Origin of the sequence: Mesorhizobium amorphae CCNWGS0123 (genome assembly GCF_001686985.1) — a bacterium.
GTDB lineage: Bacteria > Pseudomonadota > Alphaproteobacteria > Rhizobiales > Rhizobiaceae > Mesorhizobium > Mesorhizobium amorphae.
The window spans coordinates 1,779,783-1,793,785 of record NZ_CP015318.1 but is presented as its reverse complement, the minus strand read 5'-3'; the positions used below and the strand labels follow the sequence as shown (position 1 = coordinate 1,793,785).

Annotated in this window: 10 protein-coding genes and 1 pseudogene; 7 read left to right on the top strand and 4 right to left on the bottom strand. The window is 60.9% G+C overall.

Annotation, left to right across the window (positions count from 1 at the left end; all coding sequences use genetic code 11):
• Nucleotide 1: 1 nt before the first annotated feature.
• The 5 genes and pseudogenes from A6B35_RS08380 (at nt 2) to A6B35_RS08360 (ending at nt 5,949) form a co-directional block, all read left to right on the top strand.
• Nucleotides 2-1,216 (top strand): arginine deiminase, encoded by a 1,215-nt coding sequence (locus A6B35_RS08380; protein WP_006201040.1) that lies wholly within the window; start codon nt 2-4, stop codon nt 1,214-1,216.
• A gap of 18 nt (nt 1,217-1,234) precedes the next feature.
• Entirely contained in the window at nt 1,235-2,236 is a 1,002-nt protein-coding gene (argF, locus tag A6B35_RS08375) for an ornithine carbamoyltransferase (RefSeq protein WP_006201041.1), read from the top strand.
• A 1-nt stretch (nt 2,237) separates the two neighbouring features.
• Nucleotides 2,238-3,161, top strand: coding sequence for a carbamate kinase (arcC, locus tag A6B35_RS08370; protein ID WP_006201042.1), 924 nt, complete (start codon nt 2,238-2,240; stop codon nt 3,159-3,161).
• 221 nt (nt 3,162-3,382) lie between these two features.
• A pseudogene (gene groL, locus A6B35_RS08365) lies at nt 3,383-5,004 on the top strand (chaperonin GroEL).
• A gap of 123 nt (nt 5,005-5,127) precedes the next feature.
• On the top strand, nt 5,128-5,949 hold the full coding sequence (locus tag A6B35_RS08360) for a universal stress protein (protein WP_006201045.1): 822 nt from the start codon (nt 5,128-5,130) through the stop codon (nt 5,947-5,949).
• Here A6B35_RS08360 and A6B35_RS08355 read toward each other — a convergent pair.
• Both A6B35_RS08355 and A6B35_RS08350 read right to left on the bottom strand, forming a co-directional pair.
• Complete coding sequence (locus tag A6B35_RS08355) at nt 5,923-7,386, bottom strand: bifunctional serine/threonine-protein kinase/universal stress protein (protein WP_006201046.1); 1,464 nt, start codon at nt 7,384-7,386, stop codon at nt 5,923-5,925. The genes A6B35_RS08360 and A6B35_RS08355 overlap by 27 nt on opposite strands.
• A 16-nt stretch (nt 7,387-7,402) precedes the next feature.
• Nucleotides 7,403-8,143 (bottom strand): metallophosphoesterase family protein, encoded by a 741-nt coding sequence (locus A6B35_RS08350; protein ID WP_006201047.1) that lies wholly within the window; start codon nt 8,141-8,143, stop codon nt 7,403-7,405.
• Between the two features lie 839 nt (nt 8,144-8,982).
• On the opposite strand from A6B35_RS08350, the gene A6B35_RS08340 reads away from it, so the two are divergent.
• Both A6B35_RS08340 and A6B35_RS08335 read left to right on the top strand, forming a co-directional pair.
• Nucleotides 8,983-9,630, top strand: coding sequence for a helix-turn-helix domain-containing protein (locus A6B35_RS08340; protein WP_006201049.1), 648 nt, complete (start codon nt 8,983-8,985; stop codon nt 9,628-9,630).
• A gap of 72 nt (nt 9,631-9,702) precedes the next feature.
• Entirely contained in the window at nt 9,703-10,218 is a 516-nt protein-coding gene (locus A6B35_RS08335) for a GNAT family N-acetyltransferase (RefSeq protein ID WP_006201050.1), read from the top strand.
• Nucleotides 10,219-10,260: 42 nt separating this feature from the next.
• Here the strand turns inward: A6B35_RS08335 and A6B35_RS08330 are convergent, their stop codons facing one another.
• Nucleotides 10,261-11,427 (bottom strand): acetate/propionate family kinase, encoded by a 1,167-nt coding sequence (locus A6B35_RS08330; RefSeq protein ID WP_006201051.1) that lies wholly within the window; start codon nt 11,425-11,427, stop codon nt 10,261-10,263.
• 67 nt (nt 11,428-11,494) lie between these two features.
• Complete coding sequence (locus tag A6B35_RS08325; protein ID WP_006201052.1) at nt 11,495-13,885, bottom strand: phosphoketolase family protein; 2,391 nt, start codon at nt 13,883-13,885, stop codon at nt 11,495-11,497.
• Between the last annotated feature and the right edge of the window lie 118 nt (nt 13,886-14,003).

Below are 14,003 nucleotides of genomic sequence, written 5' to 3'. Positions count from 1 at the left end.
GATGACAAGCCTGGGGGTCCATTCCGAAGTCGGCCGCCTGCGCGAGGTGATGGTCCATCGACCGGATCTCAGCCTTCGCAGGCTCACGCCTGAGAACTGCAAGGCGCTGCTGTTCGACGACGTATTGTGGGTCAAGCGGGCGCGCCAGGAACATGACGTCTTTGTCGATGCGTTGCGCGAACGAGGCGTGCTGGTGCATTCCTTCGGAGAGCTCCTTGAGGAGACCATGACCATCAGCAAGGCGCGCGACTGGCTTCTCGATCGCCGGGTCCATCCCGGTGTCGTCGGACTGGATATGGTCGACGAGTTGCGTGGATGGCTAAACGAGATGCCATCGGAGCAGTTGGCTTCCTATCTTGTCGGAGGCATCGCCCGCGCCGAGCTTCCTTTCCAGCCCAAGGGTCTGACCGGAAGGACCCTTGCTCAGCAGGACTTCGTGCTTCCGCCGCTACCGAACCAGCTTTTCACGCGCGACAGTTCCTGCTGGATCTACGGATCAGTTTCGGTCAACGCGATGTACTGGCCGGCGAGGCGACCGGAGGCGGCCAACGTAGAGGCAGTGTACCGCTTCCATCCCCGCTTTCGCGACAGCGGCCTCCCCTTCGTGTCGCCAGGTTTGGGAGCAGGCACCAGTCTGGAAGGCGGGGACGTGATGCCGATCGGCGGCGGAACGGTGCTTGTCGGAATGGGAGAACGCACCACGCCGCAAGCAGTGGGCGACCTCGCGCGCAGCCTGTTCGCGGCCGGTGAAGCGACACGCGTCATCGCAGCCCTGATGCCGCGGGACCGCAGTTTCATGCATCTCGACACTGTCTTCACCTTCTGCGACCGCGACCTGGTGACCATGTACCCGCCGGTGGTCGACCGCCTGCGAACCTTCTCGTTGCGACCGGGCGATGGAGAGGCGGCAGTCGAGGTCACGGATGAGACAGAACCTTTCACCGCAGTGGTTGCAGAAGCGCTTGGACTAAAATCGCTGCGTATCATTGCTACGGGCGGCGACCGTTACGAGGCCGAGCGCGAGCAATGGGACGACGGAAACAACGTCGTTGCCGTCGAACCCGGCGTCGTCATCGGCTACGACCGCAACGTCTACACCAACACGCTTCTGCGCCGCGCCGGGATTGAAGTGATCACCGTTGAAGGCGCTGAACTCAGCCGTGGTCGGGGCGGCGGCCACTGTATGACCTGCCCGATTGCCCGCGATCCGATGTGACCGGAAAGGAAATTCCCGATGTCGATCAACCTTCACGGCCGCTCGGTGCTCACGCTCGACGATCTCACGGCCGACGAGATCCGCTTTCTCCTGAAACTGGCCGCTGACCTCAAGGCGGCCAGGCTCGCGGGGCACGAGATACCGCGTCTTGTCAGGAAGAACATCGCGCTGATCTTCGAGAAGGATTCGACACGCACCCGAACGGGATTCGAGGTGGCGGCCTATGATCAGGGCGCCCATGTCACCTATTTCGGCCCCACTGGCAGCCATATCGGCCACAAGGAATCCATGAAGGACACAGCGCGAGTGCTAGGCCGCATGTACGATGCGATCGAGTATCGCGGCTTCGGCCAACACCAGGCTGAACTGCTTGCCGCACACGCCGGCGTGCCCGTCTATAACGGCCTCACCGACGAGGCGCATCCGACGCAGATCCTCGCCGATCTCATGACCATGCGCGAGTTCACGCACAGGCATCTCTCGGACATGACTGTCGCCTTTGTCGGCGAAGGACGCGACAATGTCGCGCAATCGCTGGCGCTGGGAGCAGCCAAAGTCGGCATCGACATGCGCATCGCCTCGCCGAGGGAGCTTTGGCCGGATGAGGAATTCTGCGCGCATGTCAGGGAGCTGGCGCAACGCAGCGGTGGCCGCTTCCGGCTCGACGATGACGTGACAGGCTGCGTCCAGGACGCCGACTTCATCTACACCGACGTGTGGATGTCGATGGGTGAGGACAAGTCCGGTTGGGCCGAACGCATTCGCCTTTTGACGCCATATCGTGTCACCAGCGACGTGATGGCCGCAGCCGGCAACCCGCACGTCAAATTCATGCACTGCCTGCCGGCATTCCACGACACCGACACGGAGGTCGGTGCTTTCATCGCGCGCGAATATGGCATCGGCTGCATGGAGGTCACCGACGAAGTGTTCGAGTCGGGTGCTTCGATCGTCTTCGACCAGGCCGAAAACCGCATGCATACGATCAAGGCCCTGCTCGTCGCCACGATCGGCAACTGAGATGCTGATCGTCGTGGCGCTCGGCGGCAACGCGCTGCTGCGGCGCGGGGAACCGATGACTGCCGATAACCAGCGCGCCAACATCGTGCGCGCCGCTTCCGTGTTGGCGGCTCTGGTCGGCGACAGGCACTCGGTTGTGATCACGCATGGCAACGGCCCCCAAGTTGGCCTGCTTGCGCTCCAGGCCGCAGCGACTTCGGACGGCAGTACGTTCCCACTCGACGTGCTCGGCGCCGAGAGCGCCGGGATGATCGGTTACGTGATCGAACAGGAACTAAGCAATCTCCTCAGGCAGAGCTTGTTCGCAACGCTGCTGACGCAGGTGAAGGTGGACCCGCACGATCCGGCCTTCGGCCGCCCGACAAAGCCGATAGGCCCGGTCTACGACGCGCCAACCGCGCAGCGGCTTGCGAGCGAGCGTGGCTGGAAAATCGCACCCGATGGCGACAAATGGCGTCGCGTCGTGCCGTCACCCAAGCCGCTCGAGATTCTGGAAGCATCGGTGATCTCGTTCCTTGTCGAACGCGGCGTCATCGTCATTTGCACGGGCGGCGGCGGCGTCCCGGTGATAGCGCGAGACGACGGCAGCCTTTGCGGAATAGAGGCCGTCATCGACAAGGATCTGGCAAGTTCGCTTCTCGCGCGCCAGTTGAAGGCCGACATGCTGCTCATGCTGACTGACGTCGACGCTGTGTACGTCGATTTTGGCACCGCTGCTGCTCGTGCGCTCCGACGAGTTAATGCATCAGAGATATCGGCACAGGATTTTGCAGCCGGCTCCATGGGGCCGAAGGTCAGCGCTGCAATCGAGTTCGTTGAAGCAACAGGCAGGCCTGCCGCGATCGGCAAGCTCGATGACGCCGTCGAAATTGTCAGAGGTGAACGCGGCACATGGTTGGAGGCCAGCCCAAGTGCGCGCAGTTAGTGCAATTCCTGACCGTCCTAGTCCTCGGGATTGAACCTCGGGCGACAGAGAACCGTATTCACGCTAGCGTCCTATCGGGACGTTTCATTCGTCTGCATGGTCGCCCCCGATTGGATGGACCTCACGGCGCTCATGGCCCGGGATCGCGATTGATGCGTATCAAGGCCGACCGACGGGATGCCTGCTTAGCTGAAACTGGCTAACAGATTTCGGAGACGGCCATGGCTCACAAACAGGTACTGTTCCGTTCAGCGGCGCGCGAAAAAATTCTTCGCGGCGCGACCCAGCTTGCCGATGCCGTGCGCGTGACGCTCGGGCCGCGCTCGAAGTCTGTACTGATCGAAAAAAAATGGGTGCGCCGATCGTTTGCAACGACGGGGTGACGATCGCCAAGGAATTCGACCTGAAGGACCCGGAAGAAAATCTCGGCGCCAGGATGCTGAGACAGGCAGCCGAGAAGACCGGCGATATGGTCGGCGACGGCACCAGCACGTCGACCATCCTCGCTCAAGCGATATTTGCCGATGGCGTTCGCAACGTCGTCGCCGGCGCCAGCGCGATCGACATCAAGCGAGGCCTTGATCGCGCCACCAAACGCGCGATCGAGACACTCAAGCAGATATCCCGACCGGTCTCGACTCGACGCGAGAAGGAGCAAGTCGCAACGATCTCAGCGCACAACGACCCGCTCATCGGTCAACTGGTCGGCGAGGCGATGGAAAAAGTTGGCGGCGAAGGCGTCATCACGGTCGAGGAGTCCAAAACGACGGAAACGGTTCTGGAAGTGGTGGAGGGCATGCAGTTCGATCGCGGATTCCTGTCACCGTATTTCGTGACCGATCCCGAGAAGATGGAAGCGGTCCTGGAAGACGCGCTGGTGCTGATCGTGGAGAAGAAAATCGCTTCCCTGAACGATCTCATCAAGTTGCTGGAAGCCGTGGCCAAGTCGGGCTCGCCTTTGCTGGTTGTCGCCGAAGAAGTGGAAGGCGAGGCGCTTGCGACCCTCATCGTCAATCAGATTCGGGGCACCTTCAAGAACTGTGCCGTCAAGGCGCCGGGCTTTGGCGATCGCCGCAAGGCCATGCTGCAGGACATCGCCATCCTAACCGGGGGACAGGTCATTTCCGAGGATCTCGGTCTCAAACTGGAAAATGTCACGATGGAGCAGTTGGGGCGTGCAAAGCGGATAGTAGTCGACAAGGACAACACGACGATCATCGGCGGTGGCGGAGACGCCAAGGCAATCAAGGGTCGCGTGGAGCAGATCCGGCGCGAGATCGAGAACACGACCAGCGATTACGATCGCGAAAAGCTGCAGGAGCGGCTGGCCAAGCTTGCGGGCGGCGTCGCCGTCATCAGGGTCGGCGCGCCGACCGAGGCCGAAATGAAGTCGAAGAAGGAAGCCCTCGACGATGCTATTAGCGCCACCAAAGCCGCGGTCGCCGAAGGCATAGTTCCAGGCGGCGGACTTGCCCTACTGCGCTGCATCGCGACCGTGGCCGACGAGGAGCAGCATTGCGAAGGCGACGAGCGGACCGGCGTGCAGATACTCAAGCGCGCGCTTGAATCACCAGTCCGGCAGATCGCTGAGAATTCTGCCGTCGACGGTGGCGTCGTCATTGCCAAGATGATCGAAGGCACCGGCAATTTCGGCTTCGATGCGGGAAGGAAGGAATATGTCGATCTGGCCGAAGCCGGCATCGTCGACCCGACCAAGGTCGTTCGGATCGCTCTGGAGAATGCCGTCTCGGTTGCCAGTGTTCTGCTGTTGACCGAAGCGACCATGACCGAGCTTCCAGAGCCGGCCAAAGAACGTTCGCTGGAACCGGAAATGACGATGTAGGTCCCGACCACGACAGCAAGGGACGATCATGCCCGAGCACCGCATGGCTTGCGGGCTTTTGCCTACACCAGAGCAAGGACTGGCCTCGCCGCATTCGTGATGATGGGTCCAGGAGGAATGAAAATGACTTTCAACACCATAATGGTTCAACTCGATATCGATTCACCGGCAGCGCCGCGAACGATGTATGCGCGGGAATTGGCACGAAGGTTCGAGGCCACGCTGGTCGGTTTCGCCGCGGCCGATGCCTATGTGTTTGTCTCAGGTGACGAAGGCGGCGCGGCAGCGGCGGAGATAATGCGTCAACGTAGGGCGGAAATCGAGGATCGCCTGAAAATCGTAAGGGAAGAATTCCTGTCCATTGTCGGAGACAGAGCGTCCTGGTGCGAGGAGATCGGAGATCCGACACGTCTACTCGCGACGCATGCTCGCGCCGCCGATCTCATCGTCACAGGAAATCTGGCAAAGGGCGTCGCCAGCGACCGCCACCGCATAGTCGATGCCGGTAGTTTGGTCCTGTCGGCTGGACGACCCGTGCTGCTTGCGGCTGACAAGCTGGTTCCGCCCGACCCCAAAGGGGTTCTGGTGGCGTGGAAGGACACTCGCGAGGCTCGACGCGCAGTAACCGATGCAATGCCCTTTCTGACCGGCGCACGGGATGTGCTCGTGGCGACGATCGAGGAACAGAACCTGAGCAATGCACGAGAAACTGTCGACGACGTTGTCCGGTTCCTGACGAGACACGGCGTGAAAGCACGATCGGAGGTTCTAGACGTCGGTCTTGACTACGCCTGTGATGCCGTCACCGAGCTCGCCCGTGGGATGGGTGCCGAACTTGTGGTCGCCGGCGGCTATGGTCACAGCCGGGTTCGTGAGTGGGCCTTTGGCGGTATGACGCGCTCCCTGCTGAGACAGGGATCAATCAATCGATTGCTCTCGAACTAACGGCGAGATCGCGGCCGGCCTTCGATCCTCGCTGTGCTGGCGCCCTTGTTCCTCAATCGCTTTCAGTCGCACGACCGAAACCGAGCAAAGCGCCTGTGCTACCACCTTGGTCGAAACGCTGCCGAGGTGCCGGCGAATTGCTGAAGAAGCCCGTGCGCCGACAATAATATGTCCGACATCGTTGTGTTCTGCGTAGTTGAGGATCGCATCGGCGGGGCTGACCGCCTCCAACACATGATAACTGATGCGATCCTCCGGCAGATGGAGTGGACGTGACCAATCCTTCAGTGCAACCAGCCGCTTCAAATATTCCGAACGGCCCGACTCGTCCACCGCGAGCGTGTCGCCGATAATCTCGGTCTTCAGGACTGTCACACAGGCCAGCCACGAATCTTCTCGCGAGCCAAGGACGCGCGCGGTTTCGCCTAGCACCTCCTGTGCCAGCGGATCGTTTCCGTTGGCCAGATCGACGGCGACCAAAACAATTGATGGTCCGGCCTGAAGCCTGGGGTCTGCCGGCATTCCGACAAGCGACCGCTCGTCCGTCTTGCGAAACAGACCGAGGATCGTGGCCCAAATTCCCTTGCTCCGAGATAAGTGCCCCGTCACCACCACCTGATCGGGGTTCCTTAGATCGGACAGGACGTGAGCGGCATCGACATATCGCTTGGATCTGTCCACCTCCATGCACCGCAGTATGATTGCTTCCAACCACCGCGGAATGGTTCCGTTCAGGTCCCGTGGTGGCCTGGGGGCGTGGTAGAGCCTTCGCTTCATTCCGGCGAAAGTCGCTGGCCGGCCGAACGGCTCTTCGCCAGTTGTCAGCTGGTAAAGAATGCAGCCAAGCGCAAAAAGATCACTTGCAGGGTCGCCTCTTTCGCCAAGCACTTGTTCGGGGGCAATGTAGGCGGCGGAGCCCATCGGCACGGAGCTTTCCGCGCCGAGAAGATCGGGAAGCTCTGCATGCCGCGCGAGTCCGAAATCGAGAAGCACCGCGCCGCGCTCGGCAAGAACGACATTTTCGGGCTTGAGATCGAGATGCACCACTTTCTGGCGATGCAGGGCGGCGAGCGCCTTGGCAATTTCGGAGCCGACCCTGGCGACCTCGTCAGCTGGCAGTGGCGCATTGCTGATCAACTGCGCCAGGCTTGTGCCGGCCACGAACTCCATGGCTATGAAAGGAATTTGTGAAAGGCTTCCTGAGGCCACGAAGCGGGGTACATGCGGACCTGACAAGCGCCTGAGGATCAACTCTTCCGCCTCGAAGCCCAGTATGACGGAGACATCGCCTCCCGGATCCAGGAAAGGGACTTTCAACACCAGCGGGAAATCGAACTGCGGGCTGTTTGCGCGCCAGAGCGAGGCCATGCCGCCGGACGCCAGTCGTTCGACCAGTTCGAAACCATCAATGATTGCCCCTGACTCAAACCGCTGCACCAGATCGTCTCCAACCCTATCGTCCGATCTTCAATCGCGTCCCCAGCCATGCCGGCAACCCAAAGTCAGCAATCTTTCGGGCGGTCTCTTCGTAGTCGTAAGGCACACGGATCATGGAGACCTCGTGCCGCTGCGTATCGACGAGGGCCAAGCAGGCCGCCGGATTGCCGTCGCGAGGCTGGCCGACCGCTCCGACGTTCACGACGAGCCGTCCGACCGCGGATAACGGCGCAGCCACATTGGCCAGCGGTTGAAAGCAGATCGGCCGGCGACCTGGCAGCGCGTAGTAGATGGCCGGGATATGCGTGTGGCCGCAGAAGACGAAACGGGCCGCGCTTGAAGACAGGCAGCGCTCTGCTGAATCCACGTCGCGGATGTATAGCCATTTTCCCGGCCTTTCCGCGCTGGCGTGAACATATTGCCGGCCTTCCGACGTTAACGACACCGGTAAACGCGCCAGGAAATCGACATGCGCCGAGGTCAAGCGTTCACGCGTCCAACTGGCCGCGATCCGAGCATTCTCCGTCAAGCCGCCCTTGTTGAAGGCTATCGCTTCGTCATGGTTTCCCATGACGCAGAACGCGCCTCGATCGACCAGGTCCGCAGCCGTCTCGACCGCATAGACTGGGTCGGGTCCGTAGCCAACCAGATCGCCAAGCAATACCAACTCGTCCCATCCGCGCTCGCCAACCACCTCGAGAACCGCATCGAGCGCCTCGCGGTTGGAATGGATGTCAGACAGGATCGCGATGCGCATTCGTTTCCATCGTGGACCTTGCAAGCTCGCCCTGCCAGTCAAACGACGGCGCTAACAAAGTCAATGGGACCGCATGCGGTCCAAGAACCCTCGTGCTTCGCGCGCCTAAAGCGAGACCCCGTCTCCGTGGAGCGGTGGCGCCGGGTTCGCCGAAGCCGAGGCCGCCGCTCCCGTTTTCGGTATCTGGTTGAGCATCAAGCTAATGATCAGGACGACATATCCAACTTGCAGGACGACCAGTGTGAGCACAGCCCAACCGAGTGCAACCCAACCCGAATCTGTTTCCACACCGGTCCAGATCGCCACGACAAACGACGTCACGAGCATGCCCACCAGAATTGCGGAAAATACATGGCGGCCTGCCCCGATCATTTAGCGACAGGGCTTTTCAACAACCTCCGGGGCGCCCGCGCTTTGAGTTGAATCAAATCTTACCATGGATATTTTCAATCCATTTAGGCGCGCAGAACCTAAGTATGTGCATAAGGACAAGTTCGGCGTTCGGGCAGGTTCCGGCTTCTCTCATATGCTGTAGCGCCAACCAGGGCGGCCCCTGCCGCCTCGGTCGGTGCGGGCTTCGAGCACACCCAACAATGCTGCCCCCGCGGCCTGCGCCGACCACCTTGATGATGCAATTGCGATGCAGCCAGCTCTCCTCATGCCAGCATCGCAAAGTCCGTCTTTTTGGCGTTGAGGCAAGCGGTGGCGCCATGCCATCCTCGGCGGATGCAATGTCGTCTGGGTGCCCCCACTAAGTAGTTTCCCGTAGGGACATAACCGAATTTCGCTGCCCGCCGATTCGCGCGATAGCTGTTGCCACGGATCACGGAGAAGCAGCCATGTACGCTCACACGACCTCCACAATTTCACTGCCGCCACACGTGCCACAGTCGAGCCTGCCGGCAGTTCTGGACAGCGTGCCGTTGCAGCCCATCAACTTCTTCCAGGCCGGTTCGGAAATCTATGCGCAGGGGGAAAAGGCCGGAGCTCTCTACCAGGTCGAGTTCGGCGCCGTCCGCATCTATCGCCTCCTTGCCGACGGTCGCCGGCAGATAAGTGCCTTCCACTTAGCTGGCGAGACATTCGGTTTCGAAGCCGACACGACACATCATTTCTTCGCCGAAGCAATCAACGCGACCGGCATCCGGGTCTATCGGTTCGCTGCCGGGGTGGATGTCTCCCGCCAGTTGCTGCCCCTGGCCCTCAAAGGTTTGACCAGGGCGCAGGAACACCTCCTGGTCCTCGGTCGCCAGAATGCCATCGAACGGGTGGCCGCGTTCCTGGTCGACATGGCAGAGCGGCAAGGCGGATTGCAGCAGGTCGATCTACCGATGTCTCGCGTGGATATCGGCGACTATCTCGGCCTAACAATCGAGACCGTGTCGCGAGTCTTCACCCGGCTGAAGGACAAGGGCGTCATCCGCCTGCTGAACCTGCGCAGCATAGAAATCGTCAAGCAGGACGCGCTTCAGTACATGAGTGAGTGAGGGCGCGCGCCTTAGAAAGAGACACGACAACGGCGCCGCAGCACAACCTCGGATCGGAGACCATATATAACGATGGTTAGCACGCTTACCACGCATACCGGGTTTCGCTTCGATGTACGCCGCGCACGCCCCGAAGATGAGCCCACCCTGGCGGAGTTCTTCACCCATGTGACGCCGCAAGATCTGCGCTTCCGCTTTCTCGGCGGAGTGAAAGAGGTCTCGCATGAACGGTTGGTAGCGATGACTTGCTCCGACGATCCGCATATCAATAACTTTCTGGCGTTCTCGACCGACGGAGCGTTGATCGCAGTGGCGACGCTCGCCAGCGACGCTGCCGACCGGCGCGGCGAAGTCGCTATCTGCATTCGCCAGGACCGCAAGAATCTTGGCGTCGGCTGGGAACTGCTTGCCTATATCGCAAGGTATGCCGACGGGATCGGCCTCGAGACAATCGAGTCGATCGAAAGCCGTGAGAATCGTGCTGCAATCGAGCTTGAGCGCGACATGGGATTCACTGTCACCACTGACCCCGACGACCCGACTCTGCTCCTGGTTCGGCGAAAGCTCGGCGCCCCCCTGCCCCGGTAGCGACCGGTCTCGCGCAGATGCAGGCCGCAGCGAAGCTCTTGTTCAGACGTCGAGGATTTCCCTGGCGACCGCGGCTTCCTCGTCTGCGGGAATGACAAGGACGTCGACGCGGGACTGCGGGCTGCTGACCAATTCTTCGTCGTTCTGGTTCAAATCATTGTCGACCGCAACGCCAAGCCATTCGGCGGCTTCGCAGATCTTTTGCCGGATCACAGGTGCGTGCTCGCCAATGCCCGCGGTGAAGACGAGGGTTTCGAGACCTCCAAGGGCCGCGGCAAGTGACCCGATCTCGCGCCCGACACGATAGATGAAGAGATCGACGGCTCGCGCGGCTGCAGGGTCGCTCGAGCCTAGCAGTGTCTGCATATCCCCCGAGATGCCGGAGACACCCAGCAGACCGGATTCCTCGTAGAGAAGGTTGGACAGCTCATCCAATGACAGCTTTTGGTCCTGCAACAGGTACAGGATCACGCCGGGGTCGACCGTGCCGCAACGTGTGCTCATGATGAGGCCATCAAGCGTTGAGAACCCCATAGTGGTGGCGACACTTGCCCCTGTCTTCATCGCACATAGACTTGCTCCGCTGCCCAGATGGGCAACGATCACCCGGCCCCCGGCGCTCGCGCCGTAGCGGCTGCGAAGTTTCGTTGCGATGTGGCTAAAGGAAAGTCCGTGAAAGCCGTAGGCAACCACGCCTTGTTCCGAGAACTCGCGGGGCAAGCCATAGAGCTTGGCAAGTTCCGGCCGCCGCGCGTGGAAGGCCGTATCGAAGCATCCGACCTGGAGAGCGTCAGGCAAAAGCCGAGCTGCCAAGCTGACGATTTCGAGATTGATGGCCTGGTGGATCGGGGCGAGCGGCTCGAGCAGATGCAAGGCCTTCGTCGTCTCCGCATCAAGGATGGCTGCTTTGGAAAAATTCTGTCCGCCATGGACGATCCTGTGACCGACCTTGCCGATCTGACGTAGGAGTCCGCGGTCCGCAAGCAAGGAGCCCACGACTTCGAATGCGCTGGCGATATTGATCGACCCTGCGCCCAAGCTCCGATCGATCCCGGACGACAGCGCCGTCGGAGCGACGTGCAGCCGTGGACGTTGCCGGATTGACGATATGCTGCCGCGCACCAGCAGGTGAAGGTCGTCACGCTGCTGAAACACCGCGAATTTCAGGCTCGACGAGCCACCGTTAAGGACAAGAATCGGGTCATTCATGGTCTGTCCGCCGCGCCCGCCAACGGACACGGACTGCCGATCCGCTGGGCGCACTGATTTCCACCGGCTACTGCTCCCACTTCCAGCCGAGGATCTCCGGCATATCCTGCCCATGGGCGCGGATATAGGCTCGGTGCTCGATCAGTTTGCCTTCCATGGTCTGTTTCAGTCCGACATGCGCCCCGGTCGGCTCAGGGATACGGTCAAGGACACTCAGCACCAGATGATATCTGTCCAGGCCGTTCAGAACCGTCATGTCGAAAGGCGTCGTCGTCGTGCCCTCCTCGTTGTAGCCGCGCACGTGAATATTGTCGTGGTTGGTGCGCCGATAGGTCAGACGATGGATAGTCCAAGGGTAGCCATGGTAGGCAAAGATGATCGGCTTTTCGGTGCTAAACAACGCATCGAAGTCGCGATCCGACAGCCCGTGCGGGTGATGCTCCCTAGGCTGCAGCGTCATCAGGTCGACCACGTTGACCACCCTGATCCTGAGTTGCGGAAGATGTTGCCGGAGTATCTGGACAGCCGCCAGCGTCTCCAGGGTTGGAACGTCGCCGGCGCAGGCCATGACCACGTCCGGCTCCGCCCCGCCGTCCGTCGAGGCCCAATCCCATATGCCGATACCTGTTTTGCAGTGAACGATCGCCTTTTCCATCGAAAGCCACTGCCATGACGGTGGCTTGCCGGCCACGATGACGTTGATGCGGTCCCATGTCTGCAGCACATGGTCGGTCACGCAGAGCAAACTGTTAGCGTCCGCCGGCAGGTAGACGCGTACTATGTCGGCCTTCTTGTTGAGGGCGACATCGATAAAGCCGGGATCCTGATGGCTGAAGCCATTGTGCTCCTGGTGCCAGACATGGCTCGACAACAGGTAGTTCAGCGACGCCACCGATCGCCGCCAAGGAATATCGCGGCATGCATCCAGCCATTTCGCATGCTGGTTGAACATAGAATCGACGATGTGGATGAACGCCTCGTAGCATGAGAAGAAGCCGTGCCGACCGGTCAGCAGGTAACCTTCGAGCCAGCCTTGGCAGGTGTGCTCCGAGAGAATTTCCAGAACCCTGCCGTCGCGCCCGAGATGAACATCTTCAGGCAGGATCATTTCCATCCAGGCGCGCTCGGTAACCTCAAACACGTCCTGAAGGCGGTTCGAAGCCGTCTCGTCCGGGCCGACGATGCGGAAGTTCTTCGCGGCATCGTTCAGTTCCATCACGGCGCGCAGGAAGTTGCCCATCACGCGCGTTGACTCGGCCTTAACGGTGCCGGGTCGCTCGACGGAAACGGCATGATCCCGTAGGCCGGGCAGTTCAAGGGACCGGCGCAGCAAGCCGCCGTTGGCATGCGGATTGGCGCCCATGCGCCTCGTGCCTTGCGGAGCAGTGGCACGGATCGTGGCCACAGGCGCACCCATTGCATCGAACAGTTCTTCAGGCCGATAGCTCCTCATCCACTCTTCGAGCATCTTCAAATGCTCAGGGTTTTCCGCAAGGCCGGACAAGGGAACCTGGTGGGCGCGCCAGAAGCCTTCGGTTTTCAGCCCGTCGACTTCCTTCGGACCGGTCCAGCCTTTCGGGCTTCGCAGCACGATCATTGGCCAGGGTCGGCGCTGTGCAATCGCGCCACCGCCGCGAGCCTCGTCCTGGATTGCCCTGATGCGGTCCAGCGCATCGTCGATCACAACCGCCATCCTCTCATGCATTGGCGTCGGTTCATGGCCTTCGACGAACAGTGGCTCGTAGCCGTAGCCGACGAACAGAGCGCGCAATTCGTCTTCGGGGATGCGAGCGAGGATCGTCGGATTAGCAATCTTGTAGCCGTTGAGATGCAGGATCGGCAGCACCGCGCCGTCGCGCGCCGGGTTGAGGAACTTGTTGGAATGCCAGGCGCTGGCAAGCGGCCCGGTTTCCGCCTCGCCGTCGCCGACCACGCAGGCGACGATGAGATCCGGACTGTCGAAGGCTGCACCAAAAGCATGAGAAAGCGCGTAGCCCAATTCGCCACCCTCATGGATCGAGCCCGGGACATCCGGCGCAGCATGGCTCGGAATCCCGCCCGGAAAAGAGAACTGCCGGAACAGCTTGCGCATGCCTTGTTCGTCCAGAGATATGTCGGGATTGAGCTCGCTGTAGATGCCTTCGAGATAGGTGTTGGCGACCATGGCCGGACCGCCATGGCCCGGGCCGCAGACATAGATCATGTTTGCATCTCGAAGCCGTATCGCGCGGTTGAGATGGGCGTAGATGAAGCTCAGGCCCGGCGAAGTCCCCCAGTGCCCTAGCAGCCGCGGCTTGACATGTTCCAGCCTCAACGGCTCCCGAAGCAGAGGATTGTCGAGCAGGTAGATCTGCCCGATCGTCAGATAGTTGGCGGCGCGCCAATAAGCGTCAACGTCGTGCAACTCCTGGTCGGACATCCGTTTGTTGTTGACTGTTGTTGCCGAATGTTCGGTCATCTGATTTGGCTCCGTTGTCTCATTTTGCGAAAGCCCGCGGATCCCGCCTTAGCCATGGAGCACCAACGCGTCGCGCGACTTTCGGTTCATCACCTGCTCGGCGAAGGCCGCCCGCTGC

Excerpts from the sequence above, each read along its gene's own strand:
- A6B35_RS08380 (WP_006201040.1), top strand. The coding sequence starts at position 2 with ATGACAAGCCTGGGGGTCCATTCCGAAGTCGGCCGCCTGCGCGAGGTG.
- argF (WP_006201041.1), top strand. The coding sequence starts at position 1,235 with ATGTCGATCAACCTTCACGGCCGCTCGGTGCTCACGCTCGACGATCTC.
- arcC (WP_006201042.1), top strand. The coding sequence starts at position 2,238 with ATGCTGATCGTCGTGGCGCTCGGCGGCAACGCGCTGCTGCGGCGCGGG.
- A6B35_RS08360 (WP_006201045.1), top strand. The coding sequence starts at position 5,128 with ATGACTTTCAACACCATAATGGTTCAACTCGATATCGATTCACCGGCA.
- A6B35_RS08350 (WP_006201047.1), bottom strand. The coding sequence starts at position 8,143 with ATGCGCATCGCGATCCTGTCTGACATCCATTCCAACCGCGAGGCGCTC.
- A6B35_RS08340 (WP_006201049.1), top strand. The coding sequence starts at position 8,983 with ATGTACGCTCACACGACCTCCACAATTTCACTGCCGCCACACGTGCCA.
- A6B35_RS08335 (WP_006201050.1), top strand. The coding sequence starts at position 9,703 with ATGGTTAGCACGCTTACCACGCATACCGGGTTTCGCTTCGATGTACGC.
- A6B35_RS08330 (WP_006201051.1), bottom strand. The coding sequence starts at position 11,427 with ATGAATGACCCGATTCTTGTCCTTAACGGTGGCTCGTCGAGCCTGAAA.
- A6B35_RS08325 (WP_006201052.1), bottom strand. The coding sequence starts at position 13,885 with ATGACCGAACATTCGGCAACAACAGTCAACAACAAACGGATGTCCGAC.